Origin of the sequence: Erythrobacter litoralis HTCC2594, from assembly GCF_000013005.1 — a bacterium.
Lineage (GTDB): Bacteria > Pseudomonadota > Alphaproteobacteria > Sphingomonadales > Sphingomonadaceae > Parerythrobacter > Parerythrobacter litoralis_A.
In genome coordinates, this window is sequence record NC_007722.1 from 86,151 (window position 1) to 110,205 (window position 24,055).

The following is a 24,055-nucleotide window of genomic DNA, read 5'->3' on the forward strand; positions in this document are numbered from 1 at the left end:
TAGGTGAGGTTGCAAGAGCGCTCAAGCGCCGAACCATTGGGAGAGAGAATGACCGCGCCATTCGATTGCGCCGACCCCGCTTCGCTGGGTTTCGACGAAAGCCGCCTCGCGCGGATCGCTGCGTTTCTCAAGGACAGCTACATCGACAGCGGCCGTCTGCCGATGACGCAGCTTGTCGTCGCGCGCGATGGACATCCGGTCTATTACGACAAGCAGGGCCGGATGGGCGAAGAGCGCGAGGATTTGCGCGACGATGCCATCTTCCGCATCGCTTCGATGACCAAGCCGGTGACGTCGATCGCCTTCATGCAGCTGGTCGAACGGTGCAAGGTCGCGCTGGAAGAGCCGGTCACGAAGGTCCTGCCAGAGTTCAAGGACCTGCGCGTCTATGCCGGGGGCGGAGGCGGCACCGTGCCTTTCATGCCGGGCACGCCGACGCATCCGATGCGGTTCATCGATCTGATCACGCATATGTCGGGGCTGACCTACGGACTGCAAAACCGCACCAATATCGATGCGGTCTATCGCGAGCACAATCTCGATTTCGCGCGCAGCCGGCACGATAGCGATGAATTCATCGATATCCTTGCCAAGCTGCCGCTGGAGTTCGCGCCGGGGCAGGGGTGGAACTACTCGGTCGCGACCGACGCGCTGGGTGTATGCGTCGAGCGCATAAGCGGGATGCGGCTGGGCGACTATTTCCAGCAGCACATCTTCGGGCCGCTCGGCATGGTCGACACCGCATTCGGGGTGGGGGACGATGCCCGGCTGGTCGATGCCTATCAGTATGTCCCTGGCAAGCCGCCGCACAAGATCGACGCCGGGCCGGGCAGTAAGCTTGCCCAAGACGGTCGCTTCGACAGCGGTGGAGGGGGTCTGTGCGGCACAATCGCCGATTATCACCGCTTCACCAAGATGCTGCTGAACGGCGGCGAGCTCGATGGCGCGCGCATCGTCGGCCCCAAGACACTACGGCAGATGCGCACCAACCATCTGCCTGACGGCGCCGACTTGACCGAAATGTCGAGCAGCCTGTTTTCCGAAAGCAACAATGCCGGGACCGGCTTCGGACTCGGTTTTGCCATGGTGATCGATCCGGCCAGAACGCTGATGCCTTCCAGTCTCGGCGAATTCTACTGGGGCGGAGCCTATTCGACCGCGTTCTTCGTCGATCCGGTCGAGGGGATCACCTGCGTATTCATGACGCAAGTCTATCCCTCCAGCACCTATCCGATCCGCCGCCAGCTCAAGACCCTGATTTACAGCGCGCTAACCGAGAGCCGCGCAGCCTGAGGAGAGACCCCGATGACTTCACCCATTCGAACCGAACGCCATGACGATGTGCTCGTCATCATTTCCGACAATCCGCCGGTCAACGCACTGGGCCAAGCCGTGCGGCAGGGCCTTAAGGACGGGGTCGAGGAGGCGATGGGTGATGATGCGATCAAGGCGGTGGTTATCCGCTGCGACGGGCGCACGTTTTTTGCAGGCGCCGACATTACCGAATTCGGCAAGCCGCCGCAGGGCCCAAACCTGCCGGAAACGCTCGATGCGATGGAAGCGGGCGACAAGCCGGTCGTCGCGGCGATCCACGGCACCGCGCTGGGCGGCGGCTGCGAAGTCGCGCTGGCGTGCCACTATCGCGTCGCGGTGCCCAGTGCGAAGCTGGGCCTGCCGGAAGTCAAGCTTGGACTGATCCCGGGCGCCGCCGGCACGCAGCGCCTGCCGCGTGTGGTCGGCGTCGAAGCCGCGCTGCCGATGGTGGTCAACGGCAACCCGATCCCGGCCGCCAAGGCGGAAGCGATCGGGCTGGTCGACAAGATAGTCGGCGAGGACAGCCTCGAGGCCGATGCGATCGCTTTCGCGCGCGAGCAGATCGGCAAGCCCGTCCCGCGTTCGAGCGAAGGTACCGCGCATGAGGATGGCGTGAAGAATCCCGACCTCTTCGACGAGTTCCGCGCCAGGAACGCCCGCAAAATCCGCGGCTTCGATGCGCCCGATGCGGCGGTCAAGGCGGTCAAGGCCGCGACCGAGCGGCCCTATGCCGAAGGTGTGAAGAAAGAGCGCGAGCTGTTCACCGGCCTGATGAGCGGGACGCAGAGCGCGGCCATGCGGCACTATTTCTTCGCCGAACGCGCGGCCAACAAGATCGACAATGTCGATCCCAAGACTCCGCTGATCGACATCCAGAAAGTCGGCGTGATCGGCGCAGGCACGATGGGCGGCGGCATCGCGATGAACTTTCTCTCGGCCGGGATTCCGGTGACGATCCTCGAGATGAAGCAGGACGCGCTTGATCGCGGTACGGGCGTTATCGCCAAGAATTACGAGCGCACGGCCAAGAAAGGCCGGATGAAGCCCGAGCAGGTCGAACAGGCCATGGGGCTGCTGAACCCGACGCTCGACTATGCGGATCTGGCCGATTGCGATCTTGTTATCGAAGCTGTCTACGAGAATATGGACGTCAAGAAAGAGGTCTTCGCCAAGCTCGACGAAACAGTGAAGCAGGGCGCAATCCTTGCTTCCAACACCAGCTACCTCAACATCGATGAAATTGCGCAGGCCACCAAGCGCCCAGGCTATGTACTGGGCCTGCACTTCTTCTCGCCCGCCAATGTTATGAAGCTGCTGGAAATCGTGCGCGGCGCGGAAACGCGCGACGATGTGCTGCTGACTTCGATGAAGCTGGCCAAAAAGATCGGCAAAGTGGCCGTGGTTGCGGGCGTGTGTGACGGCTTTATCGGCAACCGCATGCTCTCGCCGCGCCAGAAACAGGCCAACGAACTGATCATGGAGGGCGCGAAATACTGGGAAGTCGACGACGTCCTGCTCGAATTCGGTTTCCCGATGGGGCCGTTTCAGATGGCGGATCTGGCAGGGATCGACATCGGCTGGCACCGCGACCCGTCCAAGGTCACGACCATTCGCGAAGCGCTCTGCGCGGCCGAGAGGTTCGGGCAGAAAAACGGCAAGGGCTTCTACGATTACGACGAAGCCCGCCAGCGCACGCCTTCGGAAGAGGTGCAAGCGATCATCGCCGACTTCGCCAGGAAGGAAGGCACCGAACAGCGCGATATCTCGAAGGACGAAATCCGCGAGCGGCTGCTCTATCCGATGGTCAACGAAGGCGCGATGATCCTCGACGAAGGCATGGCGCAGCGTGCCAGCGATATCGATGTGGTGTGGATCAACGGCTACGGCTGGCCGCTTTATACCGGCGGGCCGATGTTCTGGGCCGACACTGTCGGGCTGGACACCATCGTTGCCGGGCTTGAGAAACATGGGCTGCCGGTCAGCGAGTATCTGCGCCGCAAGGCCGAGGCGGGCGAGCGGTTCAACTAGGCGCGATTGTTCGACCGGCGTCATAATGGTGCCGATAAGTCACATTTCTGAAACTTATCTTGCTTGCGCGCGGGGCGAGAGAGGCGCATGATGCGCAGCGGGTTGGGAGAGGCCCGGTGCGACAGGATCGCCAGCGAATCCTTGCCTTTGCGCATGGGTCGCTGCCTGCGCACCGCGGAAATTGCGTAGAGGCGCCGCTTTCCCGACCGGAAGAGTTTCAACGGGTTGAGGGAGCCACCATGAAATATTCGCTTCGCCATTCGATCGCATTCGGCGCACTTGCATCCGCATTGGCCTTTATGCCGAGCGCCGCTTCGGCGCAGGCCAATCCGCAGCAGGCGGGTGCCGGCGACAGCCAGGTCGAAGACCAGGGCCGCACCATCGTCGTAACCGGCTCGCTCATTCGTGGCACGCCGGAAGATGCAGCGTTGCCGGTCGATGTCTACACCAGTGAAGATCTGGCGAAGCAGGGCGTCGACAGCCCGCTCGAATTTATCAAGGAACTGCCCTCGGTCGGCGCTGTGCTTGGCGATACCAACCAGTTCTCGACTTCCGCGCAAGGCTTTCAGGGCGTCGGCTCGATCAACCTGCGCGGCCTCGGTCCGCAGCGTACGCTGGTGCTGGTCAACGGCAAGCGCACGATCCTTACCCCGGGTGCCGGCTTCGTCGATACGCAGCTGATCCCGCTCTTTGCGCTCGAACGTGTCGAGATCCTGAAGGACGGCGCAGGCACGACCTACGGTTCCGATGCGATTGCGGGCGTTGCCAACTTCATCACCCGCAGCGATTTCGTCGGGCTCGAATTGCAGGGCGATTACTCGCTCATCAGCGGTTCGGATAACGATTATTCGCTTAGCGCGCTGGCCGGGTTCGAGTTCGGCGATGCCAACATAGTCATCGGCGCCGGCTGGCAGCATCGTTCGGAACTGCCGACCACCGAGCGCGACTACACCGCGCTGCCCTACACTGTGAACCCGTCGGGCTTTTCGGCCCTCTCGACGCCCGGGCTGTTCGCAGCGACCTATCTGACAGGCCAGCCGGACAACCCCGCTACACCGGGCAACGAGGCGCTCAACACTGTCACTCGCCCGGATCGCGGTTGTAACGAGCTGGGCGGTTTCCAGGACGGCGCCATCTGTCGCTTCACGTTCATTCCCTTCGACAACATTGTCGAGGACGAGGATCGCTACCAGGTGTTCGGCCAGTTCACCGTGGACCTCAGCGATCGCGTTCGTTTCCAGGCCGATGCGATGTGGGCACGCAGCGATCTTGAATCGATCAACTATTCGCCGGCCTTCCCGCCGACGCAGGGCCCGCGCGGCTCGGGCTTCCTGAGCGCATTTACGACGTCCCCGAATAATCCGGGCGTAGCACCGTTTCTCGCGCAGCAAGGGCTTCCGGCGAACAATCCGGGGCCATTGGTAGCCGTTACCAACGTGCTGTTCCGCCCGCTGGCTATCTCGGCAACCCGCTCGATCCCGATCGCGGTTCGGGCACCGGCTTTGCCAGCAACCAGGCCTATCGCTTCAGCGGCGGCTTCGACATCGAACTCAATGACAGCCTGACGCTCGATATCGATGGCACGTTCTGGGATTCGGACCGCACGGCTTTCGCGCCGGGCATTGTCGGTACACGCCTGCAGAATGCGCTCAACGGCCTCGGCGGCGCAGACTGTAATCCCGCTACGGGCACGCCCGGCGCCGGCCCATGCCAATATTTCAACCCGTTCTCCAACGCCGGTCCTGGCAACCCGACGCTGGGCCTCACCAATCCGTTCTACGTGCCTGGCAATGAAAACAGTGCCGAACTGCTCCGTTTTCTCCAGATCCCCAACGGCACGGTCGAAGAAGAAAGCCAGTTCGTTTTCGACCTGGTCCTTTCCGGCGACACCGGCTTTGCATTGCCAGGCGGCAATGTCGCCTTCGCGGTCGGGTTCCAGTATCGCGACACCAATTTCAACAGCCGGCCGATCAACGACGAATCGAACCTCGACATCAATCCGTGCTTCAGGGAAGGCGACAGGAGCTGCGTTGGCACGTCGACCGAGGGTGTCGGCCCGTTCATCTTCCTCGGCGGTTCGCGGCCGGTGGATCTCGACCAGAGCGTCTATGCTTTCTTCGGCGAAGTGCAGCTGCCTATTACCGACCGGATCGAAGCGCAGGCGGCGATCCGTTTCGAAGATTATGGCGGTGCGGTCGGTTCGACCATCAACCCGAAGGGTTCGATCCGCTTCGAAGCGACCGATTGGCTGACGTTCCGCGGCTCGGTCGGCACGACCTTCCGCGGCCCGATCCCGTCGCAAGTCGCACCGATCTCTGTCACTGCACTGCAGGGATTCACCGCAGCGGGCGGCAATTTCAAGTCGCTCGACATCTTCGGCAACCCCAACGACCTCGGTCCTGAGACGGCCTTCACCTACAACATCGGCGCGATCATGAATGTGCCGCTGGGTGCGGGCAACGTGATCTTCAGCGTCGACTACTGGTCGATCGATCTGGAAGACCGCATCACTACGACCCCGGGCGATGCCATCGCCAGTCTGGTGGGCAACGGCCAGACGACGGGTACAGCTCCGGTCGATTGTTCCAGCCCGCTGGCCAACCTGATCACATTCAGCGGCAACACCTGTATCCAGGGCACCACGACCGGGCTCGACATCAGTCGTGTACGGACCGACTGGGTCAACGGGCCGGACGTCAAGATTTCCGGCCTCGACTTCGCACTGACGGTCAATGTGCCACTGGGCGAAACGGCCGACCTGTCATTCGGCGGTAATGCGGTCTGGAACCTCGATTACAGCTTTGACGAATTCGTCGTGCAGGGCGTGGTCACCGAAGAGGCTTACGATGCGATCGGCTTCGGCAACTACTTCCGCGATCCGAACACGGTTCCGGAATGGCGCGCCAACGGCTTTGTCAATGTCGGTTGGGAGCCGTTCAACGTGCGCTACTCGGTTACGCATATCGACGGCGTGACCGACGATCGCTGCGTGACGCGCCCCGCGCCGTGTTTCTCGACCTCGGCCGGGCCGACCGATTTCGGCATCGAGAGCGGGTCCTACACACAGCACGACATCGCGCTGACGGTGGATGTCGACCTCGGTTTCGTCGAGGCGCAATTGCAGGCCGCGATAAAGAACTTCACCGATGCCGAGCCGGCAACCGCACAGCTGCCGCTGGGCTTCAACCCGTTCATCGGCAACGCGATCGGGCGCAACTACCGCTTCGGCATCCGGACGCGGTTCTGATCGGCTGAACAGGCAGGGGGCCGGGGACCAGTTCTCCGGCCCCCTTGCTTTGCGAGCAAGCGGGGAGAGCAGACATGGCGACAGCGACAGGCATTGCGGGGGGGGCGCCTGCGGGCGAGGTGAGCGACCGTGCGCGCAAGGTCACGCTGTTTCTCCTCACCGTCACCTATTTCTTCAGCTACATGGACCGGCAGATCCTTGCGATCCTGCTGGAGGACATCAAGGCCGACCTGCTTTTGTCCGACACGCAGCTGGGTCTGCTGTCCGGCTTCGCCTTCGCGCTGTTCTACGCCACGCTCGGCATCCCGGTCGCAGCGCTGGCCGACCGGATGAACCGGATCAACATCATCTCGATCGCGCTCGCGCTGTGGAGCGCGATGACCGCTGCCTGCGGGCTGGCGCAGAATTTCATCCAGCTGCTGGCCGCGCGCGTCGGGGTCGGAATCGGGGAGGCCGGCTCCAGCCCGCCGAGCCATTCGATCATTGCCGACCTCTATCCGGCGGAAAAGCGTGCGCTCGCACTGTCGATCTACTCGCTCGGCGTGACGCTGGGCGCTGCGGCGGGGCAGATGTTCGGAGGAAATCTTACCTATTTCTTCGATTGGCGCGTGGCGTTTATCGTCATCGGCCTCCCGGGGGTCATGCTGGCAATTTTCGTCAAGCTGTTCGCGACCGAGCCGCCGCGCCGGGCCGAGCCGGGCGCAGTCGACAGCGAAGACCAGCCGAGCATCGGGGAGGGCTTCACCACAATCCTCTCGAACCGCTCGGCCCGCTGGATGATCGCGGGCGTCACACTGACGTCGATGATCGGTTACGCGCTGACCGGCTGGACCCCGGCCTACCTGATCCGGATTTTCGACCTCAACACGCTTCAGGTCGGGAATATCGTCGCGCCGCTGCTTGCTATAGCCGGTGTCGCGAGCGGGCTGGGTGGCGGCTGGCTCGCAAACCGGATGACCGCTCGCGACGGATTGTGGCGGCAGCCCTGGATGATCGCGATACTCAAGACCATCGCCCTGCCATTCCTGATATGGTTCTATCTCGCGGGCGATGCATGGATGGCGGTCGGCGTCTATTTCGTCGCCGTGCTCTTCCAGTCGAGCTACCTCGGTCCGACCTTCGCGGTGATCCAGACGCTCGCCCCGCTCAAGATGCGCGCTGTGTGGGCGGCCATCACGCTGTTGATCATCAACCTGATCGGGCTGGGGCTGGGGCCGACCATGGTCGGGGTGCTGTCTGACCTGTTCGCGCCGCGCTTCGGAAATGAGTCATTGCGCTACGCCCTGCTGGTGGTGGCGGCGGCAACACCGGTCGCGATCCTCTGTTACTGGCGCGCTGCGGTATTGATGAAGCATGACTATCCCAAGGCTGCGGTTTGAACCGAAATCAGCCCATCGGCTCCATGGCTTGCTGTTCCAAGGCGTTCTGCACGCCCTTGTCCTGTTCCATCCGGTTGCGAAATTCGGCGAGCTGCGGATAGTCCGAGAGGCTGAGCGGGGTCTGGTCGATCCAGCGGGTCAGCACGTAGAGAAACGCATCGGCAAAGCTTTTCTCGCCAAGGTAAAATCCGCCGCCGCTGTCGGATAGCCGCTCTTCCATCCACTCGTAATGGCCGCGCAGCCGGTGGTACGCGCCTTGCTTTACCTCGTGCTGCGCACCCTCGCTCTCGGCGAAGTTCTGCGCTGCGAAATGCGGGCCGTAAGCGGCGTGGACTTCGCTAATCATGTAGGACAGCGCTTCGGCTTCCTTGCGCCCCAGCTTCGTGTCGCGGGCATAGCCTGCGGTGCCATGCGCAGCTCCGATATAAGACAGGATCGCGGCGAGTTCCGTCAGCACCTCGCCATCGTCGAACTGCAAGGCTGGAACTTTGCCCTTGGGGTTGATGGCGAGATAGTCGTCCTTCTTGTGATCGCCATATTCCATATTGCGCACGGAGATCGGGGCTTCGGTCCATGCCACCGCGATGTTGGCTGCCAGCGAACAGGTGCCGGGCATGGTGTAGAGTGTCGGCATTGCGGGTCTCCTCGGAAAGCGATGAAATCTATGAGATTCAACGGGGGAGGCATCGGAAGGCTCCCGCTCAAGCGACGAATGGTGTCCTTGGGCGGATCAGGCCGAGCAGCTTGCCCCGCCGAGGACGCAGAAGCGTGCGCAATGGGGGTGGTTAAGCTTTACGGGCCGTGACGCTTCATCCAGCGTCGCGCCCATGTCGAAGCCCGGATCGTAGGGGATCAGCGTGCAGGCCGTGACGCGCGGCTCCGGCTCGCCCTTGCGGTGGACGACCATGCGGCTTGTGGCGCACATGATATCCTTCGGGTCCTGCCCGAGGATTTGCCAGCAAGCGGTTGTGATTTCGGCGATATCCTTGTCCTCGTCCATCTCGGGAAAGAGGACCAGCCGCATCGGATCGCCCGCATCGACCGCGATGTCGTGTTCGGCAAACAGGCGGGCATAGCCCGCGCGCTCGTCGGCCTCGCTTTCGTCCGGTAACATTCGCCCGGCGACCGCGAGCGAAAAGCCGTTGCGCGAAAGCCATTGCAGACCGTCGATCGCCACCTCCCAGCTGCGCGGGCCGCGTTCGGCCTCGTGCACGGCTTTGGTGTGGTGATCGAGGCTGACGCGGATGGTGAGACGGTCGCCAAAGCGCTCCCGCATGTCCAGCAGCGCGGCCTCGTGCCGCCGCATCGGCTTCATGGCGTTGCTCAGGATCAGCGCTTCGAAGCCGCGTTCGAGCGTGTCGGCGAGCATCGGGACGAAGTCGGGATTCATGAAGGGCTCGCCTCCGGTGAACCCGATCTCGGGTGTGCCTATAGCCCCGGCTTCGTCAAGGAACGGCGCGGCATGGGCATGGCTCAGGTAAACCAGCGCATCGTTGGTCGGGCTGCTCTCGATATAGCAGCTTGCGCAGGCGAGATTGCACAGCGTCCCGGTGTTGAGCCAGAGTGTGTCCAGCTGCACCAGCGGGACCGACGCGCGCGGCTCGCCCTTGGCGGTCCAGTCCGGATCGGAGAACTTCTCCTCGGGCAGGCGCGCGGCCTCCACCGCGAAGGGCGAAGCGCCTGCAGGCGCATTGCGGCTCTTGCTGCGGGAGGCCATCAGGCGAAGGCTCTCCGGACTTTGGCGACGAAGCCGGCATATTTCTTCGGGATCGCCCCAAAGACGGTCGGCTCCCACGCGGCAAAAGCGGCGGCTTTCGTAATCTCACTACGGGTCGGATAGCTGACGATTGCGCTGCCCATGGCGAACGTGCTGCTCTTACCGGTAATCGTCTGGCTGAAGGGCAGGAGCAGTTCCCCGGCATTCTTGCCGACGATGCTCGCTCCGAGCACTTTCTTGCCTTTCAGGATGACCTTCATGTGCCCCTTCGTGTCGCCCTCGGTGATGGCGCGCTCATTGTGGTCGAAACCTTCCTTCACCACTGTCACCTTGTCGCCGAACTTTTCTTTCGCTTCCGCTTCGGTCAGCCCGATCTGCGCGACCTCGGGCTCGGTATAGGTGCACCACGGCAGCGCCTTGTAGTCGACCTTGGTTGGGATCCCGAGCGTAATCTCCAGCGCCACATTGGAGCCTTCGTAGCCGCTAACATGCGTCAGTCGCGGCCCTTCGCGGCAATCGCCGATGGCGTAGATGTTTTTCACCGAAGTGCGGCGGCGCTCGTCGACCTTGATCCCGTTGTTGCCGAGTTCGACGCCCAGATCTTCGAGTCCGAAGCCGGAAACCCGCGCCTTGCGCCCGACCGCGATGAGCAGATGCGATCCGCTCACCTGTTCGCCATTGTCGACATGCACCGTAATCGCGCCATTCCTGCCTTCGACCTTCTCGGCCTTGCCCTGCACGAAGGTCACACCTTCTTTTTTCATAACTTCCATCACGACGGCGACCGAGTCCTCATCATCGCGGCCCATCGGACGGCCCGGCTCGATGACGGTCACCTTGCTGCCAAGCCGGGCGAAACTCTGCGCCATTTCCATCCCGATCACGCCGCCGCCGATGATCACCAGATGATCCGGCTGCGCTTCGAGATCGAAGATGTTTTCATTGGTGAGATAGGGCACCGCGTCCAGGCCCGGGATCGGCGGCACCGAGGGGCCTGAGCCGGTCGCGATGACGATCCGCGGTGCGGTGAGCGTGCGCCCGCCGATTTCGACCGACTGCTTGCCGGTGACCCGCGCCCAGTCCTGGATTACTTCGCAGCCCATCTCTTCGAACCGTTCCGCGCTGTCATGCGGCTCGATTTCCGCAATGGCTCGGTGAATGTGTGTATGAACACCGCTCCACTCTACATTCGGGGCGGCAAGCTCTACACCGAAGCGTTTCTGCTTCCTGGCTTCTGCAGCGCGCTTTGCGGCGGTTATCAGTGCCTTGGAAGGGACGCAGCCGTTGTTGAGGCACTCGCCGCCCATCTTGTGACCCTCGATCAGCGCCACTTTCAGCCCGAACAGCGCACAGCCGCCCGCTGCGGTCAGTCCTGCGGCACCACCGCCGATAACAATAACGTCGTGCGTGAATTTCATGCCGCCCTCGCGTAACCCATCCTGCGAAATATGCGAATCACAATTGCGTCGCACGGCGCAGTCACGCTCAAATCCGTATCCGGGGGCCGCAAAGTTACATGAATATCGAAAACAGCCGCGATTATTACGGCAAGGTGCTGCAGGGTTCCGAAGACCTCAAGACCGACGCCTGCTGCACCGCCGAGGCTCCGCCGCCCGCAATTCTTTCCGCGATGATGAACGTGCACGAGGATGTGCGCGCGCGCTATTACGGCTGCGGGCTGGTCGCCCCGCAGGCGATCGAGGGGTGCCACATCCTCGATCTCGGCTCGGGCAGCGGGCAGGATGCCTATATCCTTGCGCAATTGGTGGGCGAACACGGCTCGGTGACCGGCGTCGATACCACGCCCGAACAGCTTGCCGTCGCCAGCGAACATCTCGAATGGCACCGCGAAAGGTTCGGATACGCCAAATCCAACGTCAGCTTTGTCGAAGGCGACATCGAAAAGCTCGACCAGCTCAGCCTTCCGGGGGGGCATTTCGACGTCATCGTCTCTAACTGCGTCATCAACCTGGTGGCGGACAAACAGGCTGTGTTCGCAGCGGCACACAAGTTGCTGAAGGAAGGCGGCGAGCTCTATTTCTCCGACGTTTACGCCGATCGCCGCGTCCCTCACCATCTCCAGAACGACCCGGTCCTGCATGGCGAGTGCCTGTCGGGCGCCCTGTACTGGGGCGATTTTCTGGCGCAGGCCAAGGCGGCGGGATTTGCCGATCCGCGGCTCGTCACCAGCCGCCCGCTGGGCATCGGCGATGCCGGGGTCGCAGCCAAGCTCGACGGGATCAGTTTCTATTCCGCCACCTATCGCCTGTTCAAGCTCGGCGAGCTCGAGATGCAGTGCGAGGATTACGGGCAGGCCGTCCGCTACAAGGGGACGGTCGCGCACCAGCCGCGCGTGTTCGAGCTCGACGGGCACCATCATATCGAGACCGGGCGGTTGTTCCCGATCTGCGGCAATAGCTGGAAGATGCTCGCCAATACGCGCTTCGCGGAACACTTCGAATTCTTCGGCGACTTTTCGCAGCATTACGGCGTATTTCCCGATTGCGGCGTTTCGGTACCCTTCGGCGCCGATGAAGGCTCCGTGCCCGCAACCGCTGCTGCCTGCTGCTGATGCGCATCCTGATTACCGGGGCCGCCGGACTCATCGGCGGCGAAGTCAGCGCGCGACTGGCGCAAGCCGGGCATCGCGTGAACGCATTCGTCCGATCCAATCCTGACGTGCTCGCGAACGACGGAACCATTGCCGCGGTGGACGAAGTGCTGACCGGCGATCTGTCGCAGGAGAATATGGGGCTCGATCCGGCGACGCTCGACAGGCTGGCCGGGGAAGTCGAGCTCGTCCTGCATTGCGCCGCGCTGACGCGGTTCGATCTCGACGAAGAGGCCTATCGCGCCACCAATATCGACGGGACGGCGCGCGCGCTCGAGCTCGCCAGACGAGCGGGCGCCGGCTTCCTGCATGTCAGCACCGCCTATGTCTGCGGCGAACGATCGGGGGCCATCGGCGAGGACGACGCGCTTCCGAAACGGGGCTTCACCAACGGCTACGAAGCCAGCAAGGCCGAGGCCGAAGCGCTCGTGCGAGCGAGCGGTGTGCCTTTCGTCATCGCGCGGCCCAGCATCGTCGTGGGCGACAGCAAAACAGGCGCGATCCGCCAGTTCGATACGATCTACGCGGCGTTCAAGCTGATCGCGGAGGGCCGGGTGCAGCACATGCCGGTGAAGCACGGCGCAACGCTGGATTTCGTGCCGGTGGACCATGTTGCGGCTGGCCTGGTCGCACTGGTCGAACAATTCGAGGCGGCGCAGGGCTGCGCTTATCACCTCGTTTCGGGCGGACCGGTATCGGTCGGTGATTTCGCCTCCGCCATCGGGAGTTTCCCGCATTTCGACGCGCCGATATTGGTAGATGCCGAAAGGTTCGATCCCGCGATATTACCACCGATGGAACGCCGCCTTTTCAGGCGTGTGGCGGCCCTTTACGCCGCCTATTTCCAGCGAAATCCGCGGTTCGATGACAGCAACCTGCGCGCCCTGACGGGTCTGGAGCCCCCATCGATGGATCAGGAAATGCTGCGTAAGCTGATCCAGTACTGTATCGATGTCGGCTTCCTGAAGACGCCCGAGCTTCAGCGCACGTCTGGGTAGTTTTTTTCCATCCGGCTCCGCAAGCCGAAGGCCCACAGCATGCCGACCTTGAAGTAAATCCAGTTCGCCTTGACCGGGCCCCATGCGGCTATCCGGCGGTCGGAGGTTCGCACTACCCGTCTCACCATCTCGATCCGGCCAAGTTCGGCGAATTTTACGCACAGATCCGCTTCCTCCATCACCGCATCGCCCGGCGTGCAGCCGCCGATGACAAGGAAATCGGCCCGGCGAAAGAACATGGCATGGTCGCCGAACAACAGCCGGACCCCGCGAAAAAACAGGTGCGGGCGGGTCAGCAGCGGCGCGTACCAAGTCTTGATGAAATTGTGCGCGCTGGTGAACCAGCGGGTCTTTTCGCCGGTTATCAATGGCGTGAAGCTGGCAAGGGCGATGCGATTGTCTTCCAGGGTTTCACGGATCACCTGCACCATGTCCGGGGGTGGGATGGTGTCGGCGTGAAGGATGCACACCAGCGAAGATTGTGCGGCCTTGACCCCGGCATTGATCTGCAGCGCGCGACCCTTGGCGGTCTCGACCAAGGTCCAGCCAGCCTCGCGAACAATGCCGCGGGTGCGGTCGGTACTACCGCCATCGACCGCGATAATTTCGGCCGGTTGCGGGTCGAGCGTGCGCACCACTTCGATCAAGGCTGGCAGCGCCTTTTCTTCGTCGAGTAGCGGAATGACGAGCGCTACCGACTTCGTCACGGCAGGAAGTCCGGCCACTCTTCGAGATCGTCCGGCTCGTCGACATCGCTCAATTCGGGCAGAATTCCCGCCCGCATCCCGCGCTCGGTGAAGCGTCCAAGCGTTTGTTCGAACACCTTGTCGGTGCTCCACGCAATGCCCTCGAAAGCAAAGCGCGCATCGGAATTGTAGCCAAGCAGGTAGTAGCCGCCGTCGCTCGCAGGGCCGATCACGACCTCCTCCAGCGCCAGTGTATCGCTGGCGGCCCATAGATGCTGCTCGGTAAGTCCCGGGCAATCGCTGCCGATGACGATGGCAGGCGGCGGGACGCGGGCGAGCTTTTCGCTAAGACTGCCGTCGCCCTGGTCGGTTATCGCCAGATCTTCGCCGAAGGCGGAACGGAACACGTCGGGCTCGGCCCCCGTCACGCGCAGTTCGAAGGGCAGGCCGCTCGCACGGGCGACCGCGATGGTGTGCTGCAGCAGCTTGGCGTAGATCGCGGCGGCCCCAGCCTCGCCGAAGCGCGGGATGAGCCGCGTCTTGGCCTTGCCCGGCGCAGGCCAGCGGCAGAAGATATACAGGCTTGGCTGGCTCATGCCGTTTGGCCGGCGGGTTTGCGATTGAGGATCCACCAGACGAGCGCCATGGCAACGGCGCCGCCTACGAGATTGGCAGCCAGTTCGGCTCCGTAAATAGCATCCGACCCCCAGCTTCCGCGCAACAGCCAGGCGAACGGCACCATCACCGCGAATACGCGAAAACAGCTCTGCGCGAGCGCCCAGCCAGCCCTGTCGACCGCGTTCAATATTCCGTTGCCAACGATCAGCAGGCCATATCCTGCGTAACCCCAGGCCGCGATGGTGAGATAGCGTGCAAATTCATCGACGACCGCAGGGTCGTCGGTGAAGAAGCCCGCGAACCACTCGCCCGCCGCAAAGAGCGCGACGGCGATGGAAAGGCCCCAGACGATGCAGAACCCACCGGCGTAAAGTGTCGCCTGCTTGGCACGGTCCCTCTGGTGGGCGCCCCAGTTCTGACCGACGATTGCGCCGATGGAGCCGGAGAGGCCGAGCAGCGGTACCACCGCGAAACTCTGCAAGCGACCCGCGGCGCCGAACCCCGCAACCGCCGCCTGGCCTTCGACGGCAACCAGCGCGGTCAGCACCGACAGGCCGATCGGGTTGATCGCGTTGGAAAAAGCTGCGGGCCCTGCCACGCGCGTTATCGCCTTCATCGGCTCGGTCAGGCTACAGCGCCTGAGCAGGCCGAAATCGACCGGCAGCGGCGTCCCGCGCATCAGCCACCACGCCATGCCGACGCCCAGGAGCCAGCCTATGACCGTCGCATAGGCCGCCCCGGCAATGCCGAACCCCTCGAAGCCGAACGCTCCGGTAATGAGGAGCGGGTCGAGCACCCAGTTGGCGGCGGCGTATGTGAGCGAGACATAACTCGTCTTGCGCGCCTCGCCCTGGCCCCGCAGCACGCCATTGAAACCCATAATGGCGAGCAGTAACGGAAAGCCCATCAGGTAGGGCCGCATATAGGTCTGGATGAAGGGAAGGAGAGCATCTTCCGCGTTCATCAACCGGAACAGCGGATCGAGCAGCACGAACAACGAGATCGCGAACACCAGACCGCAGCCGATCGCGAATACGATCCCGAAGTTGGCGCGCCTCGCCGCCATGTCGTCGTCGCCTTCGCCGAGCGCCCGGGCGACGACCGAATTGATGCCGACCATAATGCCGACGCCGAGACTGGTGATCGCGACTGTGATCGGGAAGATGAAGCTGATCGCCGCAAGCTGTTCGCTGCCGAGTTGGCCGATGAAATAGGCATCGACAAGGCCGATCGACATGATGGCTGCGACGCCGATGATCATGGGCAGGGTCTGCGATACGAGATGGCCGGGAATACTCCCCCGCGTCAGCTTGGCATTCTCGCTCATGGCGTCTCGCCTAGCTGCGGGGTGGGTCAGGGGGAAGCGAAAATGCCGGATAGCGCGCTCGACGGCTTTGCGCTGGCTATCGAATTTGGCTTAGACAGCGCACATGCCCCGCCTGACGGTCAACGATCGCCCTGTCGAATACGATATGGACCCGGAGATTCCGCTGCTCTGGGCCTTGCGCGATGCCTCCAATCTTACCGGCACCAAATATGGCTGCGGCACCGGCGATTGCGGCGCCTGCATGGTCATTATCGATGGTGCAGCGCTGCGCAGCTGCCTGATCACGCTGGAAGAGGCCGAGGGACGGTTCGTCACCACGATCGAAGGGCTGAGCCGCGATCGCTCGCATCCGGTGCAACAGGCGATGGTGGCAGAGCAGGCAATCCAGTGCGGCTTCTGCACCCCCGGCATCGTGATGGCGGCGGCGGCGCTGATCCAGCGCAATGCCGCACCGTCGAAGGAAGAGATCGAGCAGGCGATTCCGAACCTGTGTCGCTGCGGCGTCTATCCACGGCTGGTCCGCGCGATCCAGCGCGCCGGGCGCGTCGAGCGCAGGCAGGAACGCATCAGTGCCGCGCCCGCACCGGGCATCGATCCCGCCGATGCAGCCGAGGCGGTGCCGGCGATGACACCGCCCGAGCCGGACGAAGAGTGAGCCCCCGCGACGGCGGGGGCTCACGCATCGGTCAGATTTTCACCCGCACGCCGAAGCGCGCACTGAAGGGCTCGGCCGGCTGGATATTGTTGTCGCCATGGGCGCTCGGGAAATAGGTCTCGTCGAACAGATTCTCGATATTGACTTGAAGTGAAATGCGATCGTTCACCGTGTAATACGCCGCCGCATCGAACCGCCAATAGTCGGGCAGCGTCACGTTGTTGCTGAAGCTCGCGAACTGCTCGTCCTGGTAGATCACGCCGAAACCCAGCCCGAAGGCCTCGGTCACATCGAACCGGTTCCACGCGCTGATCTGGTGCTTGGGCAATTGCTGCAGCCGCTGGCCCGCAGCGCCGAAGGTTGACTGGCTGGTAATCTCGCCGTCGAGATAGGTGTAGCCGATATTGGTGTGCCAATTGGGCGTGATGTCGCCGATCACGTTGAGTTCGAACCCTTCGGTCCGGCTCGCGCCGGTCAAGATGGTGAGACCGGTATTGTTCGGATCGGTCGCGCGGGTATTGTCGCGGTCGAGCCGGAAAATCGATGCCGTGGCGAGCAGGCCCGGCTTGACCGACCACTTGGCGCCGATCTCGTAATTGGTGAATTTCTCCGGTTCGAAGGCCTCGGTCGTCGGCGTCAGCAGGAAGAACTGGTCGCCCGATTGCGGCAGGAAGCTTTCGGCATAGGAAGCGTAGAAGGACAGGTTTTCCTGCGGCTTGAGGATGATGGCCGCGCGCGGGCTGACTTCTTCGTCGACCCGGCTGCCGGGGACGCCGGTAAGGAGTTCGACGGTTTCGAGGTCGAACCGTTCGTAGCGCAGCCCAGCGACGATCTCGACGATGCCGAAGCTGAGCTGGTCCTGGACATAAGCCGAGAACGTGCTGAGCGAACTATCGCGGTCGCGGCCGAGCGGGCCGAGCGAGAAGGCCGGTACGGTTATGACATCGGCCAAAGGCGTAGTATTGGTGCCGGCGAACTGGACGTTGCTGCGCTGGTTTGTGGACTGCTGGTCCATCGCCTCAACGCCGAACAAGAACGTGTTTTCGACACCCGCCGTCTCGACTTGCCAAACAAGATTGGCTTGGCCGATCAGGTTCTCGCGGGTTTGCGCATCCTGATAGCCGCTGAGCGAGACGGTCGTGCCGTCGGTGCCGCCGGGGACGATGTTCTGATAGATTTTGTCGTAATCTGCATATTGGACCGAAGCGTTCACGCTCAGCTGGTCCGAAAAGGCATGCTCGATTCGGCTACGCAAAATGTGCACTTCCGCATCGGTGCGGTTGAAGTCGGGATCGCCGAAGAAGGTATCCTCAAACCCCATCAACGGCACGCCCGCCAGTGAGGGGATACCGCGATCGACGACGCGGCTGTCATCGTCGTAGGAATAGGTCGCGGTCAGCGTGGTATCGGGGCCGAGCCGCGCGGTCAGCGTGGGCGAAATGCCGATGAAGCGGCCTTCGTAGAAATCGCGGTGGCTATCGAATTCCTCGTAGGTTGCGTTGACGCGCAGCGCGGCGCTGTCGGACAGCGGCGCGTTCACGTCGCCGAGCAGCGCGAAGGCACCGAAAGTATCGGCCGAAGCATCGAATTCGCCGAATGCTTCGCCGAGATCGGCGGTCTTGCTGACGCGGTTGACCACGCCGCCGCCGCCGCCGCGGCCGAAGATCAGCGCATTGGCGCCCTTGAGCACTTCGACGCGCGCGACATTGTAGAGCGGACGATAATATTGCGCGTCGTCGCGCAGACCGTCGAGGTAGAAGTCGGCGGTCGTTTCCTGCCCGCGGATGAAAATCTCGTCGCGATGGCCTTCGCCGGTCTCGAGGCTGACGCCCGGAACGTAGCGCAGGGCCTCGCCGAGCTGGCGGATCGACTGGTCTTCGAGCTGGTCGTCGGTGATGAAAGTGACGGTCTGTGGCACATCGATCAGCGGGGTCGGGGTCTTCGTACCTGTCGAGCCGTCCTCGACCGCATATTCCCCGACCGCGCCGGTGACGACGATTTCGGCAGGGAGGTAGTCGCGTTCGGGACCTTCTTCAGCAGCGGTTTCGGCTGCTGTGACAGAGGTAGTATATCCGAGTAGCGCTGCGGTGGAGAGCAGGGCGATCCGGTGGGTAAAACGGGTCATGTAGTCACTTTCTTGCGAACGATTCTCGATTGATGCAGGCCTGCTATTGAGAATAAGTCGCAATTGCAACCAGCAATCGGGCTTGGCGGAAAAATTGTCGCTTGCTAGGGTTTTGACCAATGCAATCGATCATAGCAAAGGCCTGACAATCCCCATGAAAGCGACCATCTGGCACAACCCGAAATGCGGCACCTCACGCAAGACCCTCGCGATCCTTGAGAACCTGTCGAAGGTCGAACTTACCGTGGTCGAGTATCTCAAGGAGCCACCGACGGCGGATAAGCTGCGTCAGCTTTACACGGACGCCGGAATTGTGCCGAACGAAGGGCTCCGCCTGCGCGGCACCGATGCGGAGGAGCGCGGCCTGCCGGACGCCGATGCCGAAAGCGTGCTGGCGGCGATGGTGGCAGATCCGATCCTTATCAACCGCCCGCTCGTAGAAACCGAGAAGGGCGTGCGTCTGTGCCGTCCTCAGGATACCGTACTTGAAATTCTTTAGCCCCGATCGATCGTCAGGTAGTCGTCGCTTTGCAGCGAGCGATAGCCGAGCACGAAGACGGCGAGGCAGAAGCCGATGATGACGGCGAAGCCGAGCCAGTCCGAATGCCCGTAAAGCCAGACACCGAGAGCGGGTGCGTAAATATAACTGGCGCCGTTGATCGAGGCGACTTTGCCCGAGACCTGGCCCTGTTCCGGACGTGTCACGGCAAGTGATGCGCCGGCAGTAAACCCGGGCCGGTAGAGACCGAAGCCGAGCGATGCGACCGCAAAGCCCAGGGCAATGGCGTGTAGATCGTCCGCAACGCCGAAAATTACCACGCCGACGACAGCCAGCGCCATCCCCCAAAGCGTGGAAGCGCGCGGGCCCATCTGCAAGGTCGGGATCAGGCCCCATTGCGCGAGAAGTGTCGCCACAGCGCCGACCATCAGCACGATGCCCACCGGCCCCGCGCCCGCTTCCGGCGTGTCGCGCAGGCCCAGGCGGTCGAGCACGAGAAAACCCGAAATGCCCAGGATCATCGCTTGTGCATGGCCGCCGAGCAGACCGGCCCACATCCATGGCAGCAACCGCTTGTCGCGCCAGCGAAGATCGGGCGGATCGCTGTCGGGGAGCGCCTGCATTTCGCCCATGTCTTCGTCGTCGGAATCGTCGCGGTCGCGGGCATGGCGCGCTGCGCCGCTGCCATAGGGCGCATCGAAGGCCTTGCCGCGCGCGGCGAATTGCGGCTCGTCGTCGGGCAGGCGCAGTCGCAGGAGGATCAGGGTGACGAGGCCGATCGCGGCGAACGCCAGAAACGGCCCGGTCAACCCCGCGCCCGGGAAAACCAGCAAAGGTGCGAGTGCCGGCCCGATCACTGTGCCCAACCCGAAGCTCGAGGCGACGACGGCCAGAGCCTGGGTCCGTTCGCTCCGCGGCGTGCGGCTGGCGACATAGGCCTGCACCGCCGGCGGGGCCGCGGAGCCGAACAGTCCGTAGAGCGAGCGGCACAGTGCGAACAGCAGCAGTGTCCACAGCGCCGAAAGCATGCCCGCAAGGCCGAACCACAATACCAGGCCGCACAGGATGAACGACAGGATGAAGCCGATCATGCCGAGCGCCATCATCGACTTGCGCCCGCGCTTGTCCGACCGTCGCGCCCACATCGGCGCGCAGGCGACCCACAACAGCGCCGACCAGCTATAAGCGAGGCTGATCCAGACATCGGCCACACCGAGCGAGGTGCCGATCGACGGCATCACCGACTGCATCGCCGTATTGCCCGCTGCGGTCACCAGCATCACAGCAAACAGCAACACCAGCCGCCCGCGCGAAATCCCTTTCGGCAGGCTCGTCGGCGGCGGCTGCGTTATCGCTGTCTTGGAGGGATCGGCATCGGCCATGCCGCGTCGCTACGCCCGCGTTCAAAAGGTTGCAATGGCGCTTCTATACTGCCACCTGCCGGGCGCATTAGCTGCTGACGCAAAAAGAGAATCACCTTGCCGGACAACGAAGCCAGCGCCATCGCCCGACTGCGTGACAGGATCGGCCAGCGCGCCAGTCGCACCCTCGGTCAATGGGGCGTATTCTTCCGCGGCTTTCTCGAACATCCCCGAATGGTCGGCTCGATCATACCGTCCTCGCGCTACACCATCGACAAGATGCTTGCCCCGGTCGATTGGGATCGTTGCGACCTGTTCGTTGAATACGGGCCCGGCGTCGGTACTTTCTGCCTGCCGGTGCTAGAGCGGATGAAGGGCACCGGGCGCCTCGTCGCTATCGACACCAATCCGCTCTTCGTCGATTTCCTCAATCGCACGATCAAGGACAGCCGCTTTACTGCCGTGCTCGGCTCGGCCGAAGATGTCGAGGAAATCGTCCGCTTCGCAGGGCACGAGCAGGCGGATTACGTTCTGTCCGGCCTGCCGTTCTCGACCTTGCCGGGCGGGGTGGGCGAAAAAATCGTCGCCGCGACCGAGCGCGTGCTGCGGCCCGGCGGCGCGTTCATGGCGTATCAGTTCACTGCTGCGGTACGCGACCTGATGCGCACGGACTTCCGCCGCATCGACAGCGGTTTTGAATTCTGGAACTTCCTGCCCGTCAAGCTCTTCTGGGCCTGGAAAGACTGAGCCCTATTCGAAGGTTTCGCCGATCTCTTCCGGGCTGCCGCCCGACAATTGCCGATGCGCTGCAGCTAAGACGGCGAGGAACAGGCACACGAAGGCGGCATTGATCAGCGATGAGACGAGGCCGTTGCCGACCAACGCAACGCTCGCGCCCATCAGGCCGAACACCAGCCCGACGATCATCCCGATCACCAGCGACAGCACCATGAAGGCGAGGATGAGCAGGAAATAGAACAGCCACAGGCGCAGCGAATTGCCCTTGGTGAGCTTCCACGAGCGTGCGATCGCCTTGAGCGGATTGAACTCTTTCTCCAGACCGATCACCGGCGTGGTCAGCGAGAATTTGGTATAGAGGTAGATCGCGGCAACCACGGCCAGAAGCCCGACCAGCGCGATCACGACGCCCGATCCGGTGGCGAAGGCTATGCCCAGCGGAACGGCCAACGCGAGCATGAAGATCACGCCCTGGAGCAGCGCAGCACCGATATAGGGCAGCAAGCCCCTGAAGCCGAAACCGATCGCTTGCCCCACAGTGGGCCGGTCGCTGTGTCGCAGCAGCGCATAAAGTGCGAGCATTCCTACCCCCTGCAGGATCGCGAGCAGGATCACGACCCACCAGATCTCGGCATACATCGCGGAGAATGCTGCCATGGCCGCGTCGGGATCGCCGCCGGGCTGCATCGCCGGGTTCTGGCTCATGTCCGGCACCAGCAGCATCAGCGCGAAATAGGGCAGGAAGAAAAATACGCCGGCGATCACCAGCACCATCTGGCTGTTGCCTGCCAGCATTGCCCGCGCATCGTCCCACGCGCGGTTCATGTCGAATTTCATCTGTGGCTCTCCCCGTATGGGCCGTTTGTCACTTGATAACCGCGAGTGCACGCGCCACGCAATGTCTCAAATGAGTGATCCCCTGTCCGATATCGAATGGCGCGTGGAACCGGGCCAGGTGCAGTATCGCACCGCGCTCGACGCGATGGACGCGCGCAATGCTGCGATCGCGGCGGGTGACGCGCGTGAACTGATCTGGCTGCTCGAACATCCGCCCGTTTACACCGCCGGGACCAGCGCCAATGCGGCGGAGCTTCTCGACCCGCGCTTCGAAGTGGTGGAAGCCGGACGGGGCGGACGCTACACCTATCACGGGCCGGGCCAGCGGGTCGGCTATGCACTGCTGGATTTGCGCAAACGCGGCAAGGATGTGCGCCGCTTCGTCCATGCCATCGAGGACTGGGTGATTGCCACCCTGCGCACTTTCGGCGTCGAAAGCTGGTCGGTCGATGGCCGTGTCGGCATCTGGACGAAGGATATCGACGGTGCGGAAGCCAAGATCGGCGCCATAGGCGTGCGCGTGCGGCGATGGGTCACCATGCACGGCTTCTCGGTCAATCTCGATCCGGACCTGTCGCATTTTGCCGGCATCGTCCCTTGCGGGATCGACGAATTCGGGGTCACCAGCCTTGCCAGGCTCGGCATTTCGCTTGCGCCGGAGGAATGGGATGCGGCATTGCAGGGCCGGGCCGGGCAGTTTCTCGCCCAACTCGAAGGAGAGCCCCTGTGAAGCGAATTTCGATTGCCATGGTGGCGCTGGCCTTTCCGCTTGCCGGTTGCGGCGACGATCCCGCCCCGGTCGCCGAGACGACCGACGATGCCGGTGCGCAGGGCGAGATTCTCGGCGGGACGATCAGCGATTCCATGCTCCCGGTCGACACCCTGCAATCGCAATCGCCTTCGATGGCGAGCGAGGGCGAGGGTGGTGCCGATGGTGACGGCGGCGGCGACGCCGGATCTCCGGACCCAACCAGCGATAACGCGCCGCAAGCTACGCCCGAGCCGGCTGGCGAGCCGGTCGAAACCGCCGAGGACGAAGGCTAGCCCGCGTCGAGCAGACGCCGCGCGCGTTCCAGACCGATTCGGTCCACGGCGCGGCCGTCTACTGTCAGCACCTGCGCTTCCGGATGCAGCTCGAATGCCGAAAGAATTGCTCGAGCCGCGACCAGTTCTTCCTCGGTCGGGGCAAAGGCCTTGTCGATGGCGGCGATCTGGGCCGGATGCCGCGCCATCATCCCGTCGAACCCATTTATCCGCGCGCGATTGACGACCGCCTCGAGCGCTTCCTGCCGCTTGACCAACCCGCTCGGGCTTTCGATCGCCAGCAGGCCCCGCGCCTTGGCCGTGAGCAGCAATTGCGCGCGGATTGCCCGGATCGCGTCGTTGTCAACGGTGTTCATATGGGAAGCAGCGGCGAGTGCGCCCGCGTCCCACGACAGGCCGATGATGCGCGGGTGGGGATCCTTCGCGAAATCGGAAATCATCAGCGCCGCTTCGGGTGCATCGCCGACCTGCGGCAGGATACGGGTCGAATTGTGCGCGGCGGGGCCGCCCTGTTCGAGTTCGTAAATCTCGGCGGCCAGCATTTGCACCTGCTGCGGTCCCATCGCCCGGGGCAGCACGATCCCCGCAGGCTTCTGCGCCATCGCGGCGATCAGGTCGTCTTTCCAGTGCGGGCTGCCGATCGGATTGATCCGCACCCATTGCGCAAACGGCTTCTTCGCCGTCAGCTGACGCTGCATCTTGGTCATGAATGTGACCGCATGCTCGCGCGCTTCGAGCTTGTTGCGCTCGGCAACCGCTGCGAGATCGAGAACTACGACATCGGCGCCCACAGCCGGTACTTTAGCCAGCTTGGCGTCGTTGTCGGCCGGGACGAGGAGCCAGGATCGGTGCGCCATAGGGTGGGGCAGGG

21 protein-coding genes and 1 pseudogene are annotated in these 24,055 nt (G+C 63.1%); 12 read left to right on the forward strand and 10 right to left on the reverse strand.

What is annotated here, in order from left to right:
* Positions 1 to 48: 48 nt before the first annotated feature.
* From EL2594_RS00340 to EL2594_RS00355, 5 genes and pseudogenes are all read left to right on the forward strand, one after another.
* Positions 49 to 1,293: a serine hydrolase domain-containing protein gene (locus tag EL2594_RS00340; RefSeq protein ID WP_011413033.1), complete on the forward strand. Its 1,245-nt coding sequence runs from the start codon at positions 49 to 51 to the stop codon at positions 1,291 to 1,293.
* A gap of 12 nt (positions 1,294 to 1,305) precedes the next feature.
* Positions 1,306 to 3,342, forward strand: coding sequence for a 3-hydroxyacyl-CoA dehydrogenase NAD-binding domain-containing protein (locus tag EL2594_RS00345; protein WP_011413034.1), 2,037 nt, complete (start codon positions 1,306 to 1,308; stop codon positions 3,340 to 3,342).
* Between the two features lie 299 nt (positions 3,343 to 3,641).
* Positions 3,642 to 4,046: pseudogene (locus EL2594_RS15565) on the forward strand (TonB-dependent receptor plug domain-containing protein); the annotation flags it as partial.
* Between the two features lie 713 nt (positions 4,047 to 4,759).
* Positions 4,760 to 6,589 (forward strand): TonB-dependent receptor domain-containing protein, encoded by a 1,830-nt coding sequence (locus tag EL2594_RS15570; protein ID WP_233994324.1) that lies wholly within the window; start codon positions 4,760 to 4,762, stop codon positions 6,587 to 6,589.
* Positions 6,590 to 6,663: 74 nt separating this feature from the next.
* Entirely contained in the window at positions 6,664 to 7,968 is a 1,305-nt protein-coding gene (locus tag EL2594_RS00355; protein WP_011413037.1) for a spinster family MFS transporter, read from the forward strand.
* 7 nt (positions 7,969 to 7,975) lie between these two features.
* Here the strand turns inward: EL2594_RS00355 and EL2594_RS00360 are convergent, their stop codons facing one another.
* From EL2594_RS00360 to EL2594_RS00370, 3 genes are all read right to left on the reverse strand, one after another.
* Complete coding sequence (locus EL2594_RS00360; RefSeq protein WP_011413038.1) at positions 7,976 to 8,602, reverse strand: glutathione S-transferase family protein; 627 nt, start codon at positions 8,600 to 8,602, stop codon at positions 7,976 to 7,978.
* A 96-nt stretch (positions 8,603 to 8,698) separates the two neighbouring features.
* On the reverse strand, positions 8,699 to 9,685 hold the full coding sequence (locus EL2594_RS00365; protein ID WP_011413039.1) for a radical SAM protein: 987 nt from the start codon (positions 9,683 to 9,685) through the stop codon (positions 8,699 to 8,701).
* Positions 9,685 to 11,103 carry a dihydrolipoyl dehydrogenase family protein gene (locus EL2594_RS00370; protein ID WP_011413040.1) on the reverse strand — a complete coding sequence of 473 codons (1,419 nt, stop codon included), beginning with the start codon at positions 11,101 to 11,103 and terminating at the stop codon, positions 9,685 to 9,687. The genes EL2594_RS00365 and EL2594_RS00370 overlap by 1 nt, the downstream gene beginning before the upstream one ends.
* A 98-nt stretch (positions 11,104 to 11,201) precedes the next feature.
* On the opposite strand from EL2594_RS00370, the gene EL2594_RS00375 reads away from it, so the two are divergent.
* Together EL2594_RS00375 and EL2594_RS00380 are read left to right on the forward strand one after the other, a co-directional pair.
* Positions 11,202 to 12,257: a methyltransferase domain-containing protein gene (locus tag EL2594_RS00375; RefSeq protein WP_011413041.1), complete on the forward strand. Its 1,056-nt coding sequence runs from the start codon at positions 11,202 to 11,204 to the stop codon at positions 12,255 to 12,257.
* Positions 12,257 to 13,294, forward strand: coding sequence for an SDR family oxidoreductase (locus EL2594_RS00380; RefSeq protein WP_011413042.1), 1,038 nt, complete (start codon positions 12,257 to 12,259; stop codon positions 13,292 to 13,294). Before EL2594_RS00375 ends, EL2594_RS00380 begins: the two co-directional genes overlap by 1 nt.
* Here EL2594_RS00380 and EL2594_RS00385 read toward each other — a convergent pair.
* Genes EL2594_RS00385 through EL2594_RS00395 form a run of 3 tightly spaced genes read right to left on the reverse strand, consistent with a single transcriptional unit; the run spans position 13,276 to position 15,925 of the window.
* Entirely contained in the window at positions 13,276 to 14,019 is a 744-nt protein-coding gene (locus EL2594_RS00385; protein WP_049762407.1) for a glycosyltransferase, read from the reverse strand. The genes EL2594_RS00380 and EL2594_RS00385 overlap by 19 nt on opposite strands.
* Positions 13,998 to 14,576 (reverse strand): TIGR04282 family arsenosugar biosynthesis glycosyltransferase, encoded by a 579-nt coding sequence (locus EL2594_RS15575; protein WP_011413044.1) that lies wholly within the window; start codon positions 14,574 to 14,576, stop codon positions 13,998 to 14,000. Before EL2594_RS15575 ends, EL2594_RS00385 begins: the two co-directional genes overlap by 22 nt.
* On the reverse strand, positions 14,573 to 15,925 hold the full coding sequence (locus tag EL2594_RS00395) for an MATE family efflux transporter (protein WP_011413045.1): 1,353 nt from the start codon (positions 15,923 to 15,925) through the stop codon (positions 14,573 to 14,575). Before EL2594_RS00395 ends, EL2594_RS15575 begins: the two co-directional genes overlap by 4 nt.
* A gap of 103 nt (positions 15,926 to 16,028) precedes the next feature.
* Here EL2594_RS00395 and EL2594_RS00400 point away from each other — a divergent pair, with 103 nt between their 5' ends.
* On the forward strand, positions 16,029 to 16,580 hold the full coding sequence (locus tag EL2594_RS00400) for a (2Fe-2S)-binding protein (RefSeq protein ID WP_011413046.1): 552 nt from the start codon (positions 16,029 to 16,031) through the stop codon (positions 16,578 to 16,580).
* Between the two features lie 31 nt (positions 16,581 to 16,611).
* Here the strand turns inward: EL2594_RS00400 and EL2594_RS00405 are convergent, their stop codons facing one another.
* Complete coding sequence (locus EL2594_RS00405) at positions 16,612 to 18,705, reverse strand: TonB-dependent receptor (protein ID WP_011413047.1); 2,094 nt, start codon at positions 18,703 to 18,705, stop codon at positions 16,612 to 16,614.
* A 154-nt stretch (positions 18,706 to 18,859) separates the two neighbouring features.
* Between EL2594_RS00405 and EL2594_RS00410 the strand changes: the two genes are divergently transcribed.
* Positions 18,860 to 19,204 carry an arsenate reductase family protein gene (locus EL2594_RS00410; RefSeq protein WP_041685443.1) on the forward strand — a complete coding sequence of 115 codons (345 nt, stop codon included), beginning with the start codon at positions 18,860 to 18,862 and terminating at the stop codon, positions 19,202 to 19,204.
* On the opposite strand, the gene EL2594_RS00415 is transcribed toward EL2594_RS00410, so the two are convergent.
* A complete protein-coding gene (locus tag EL2594_RS00415; RefSeq protein WP_011413049.1) occupies positions 19,201 to 20,586 on the reverse strand; it encodes an MFS transporter in 1,386 nt (461 codons plus the stop codon). The two genes, EL2594_RS00410 and EL2594_RS00415, sit on opposite strands and share 4 nt — an antisense overlap.
* A 96-nt stretch (positions 20,587 to 20,682) precedes the next feature.
* On the opposite strand from EL2594_RS00415, the gene EL2594_RS00420 reads away from it, so the two are divergent.
* The gene (locus EL2594_RS00420) at positions 20,683 to 21,312 is read left to right on the forward strand and encodes a class I SAM-dependent methyltransferase (protein ID WP_011413050.1); all 630 of its coding nucleotides are present in this window, start codon (positions 20,683 to 20,685) and stop codon (positions 21,310 to 21,312) included.
* 3 nt (positions 21,313 to 21,315) lie between these two features.
* Here the strand turns inward: EL2594_RS00420 and EL2594_RS00425 are convergent, their stop codons facing one another.
* Positions 21,316 to 22,140, reverse strand: coding sequence for a glycerophosphoryl diester phosphodiesterase membrane domain-containing protein (locus EL2594_RS00425; RefSeq protein WP_011413051.1), 825 nt, complete (start codon positions 22,138 to 22,140; stop codon positions 21,316 to 21,318).
* Positions 22,141 to 22,210: 70 nt separating this feature from the next.
* On the opposite strand from EL2594_RS00425, the gene lipB reads away from it, so the two are divergent.
* Together lipB and EL2594_RS15435 are read left to right on the forward strand one after the other, a co-directional pair.
* Positions 22,211 to 22,870 (forward strand): lipoyl(octanoyl) transferase LipB, encoded by a 660-nt coding sequence (gene lipB, locus EL2594_RS00430; RefSeq protein WP_011413052.1) that lies wholly within the window; start codon positions 22,211 to 22,213, stop codon positions 22,868 to 22,870.
* Positions 22,867 to 23,184 (forward strand): hypothetical protein, encoded by a 318-nt coding sequence (locus EL2594_RS15435; protein ID WP_011413053.1) that lies wholly within the window; start codon positions 22,867 to 22,869, stop codon positions 23,182 to 23,184. The genes lipB and EL2594_RS15435 overlap by 4 nt, the downstream gene beginning before the upstream one ends.
* On the opposite strand, the gene EL2594_RS00440 is transcribed toward EL2594_RS15435, so the two are convergent.
* Positions 23,181 to 24,041 (reverse strand): HpcH/HpaI aldolase/citrate lyase family protein, encoded by an 861-nt coding sequence (locus EL2594_RS00440; protein WP_011413054.1) that lies wholly within the window; start codon positions 24,039 to 24,041, stop codon positions 23,181 to 23,183. The two genes, EL2594_RS15435 and EL2594_RS00440, sit on opposite strands and share 4 nt — an antisense overlap.
* Between the last annotated feature and the right edge of the window lie 14 nt (positions 24,042 to 24,055).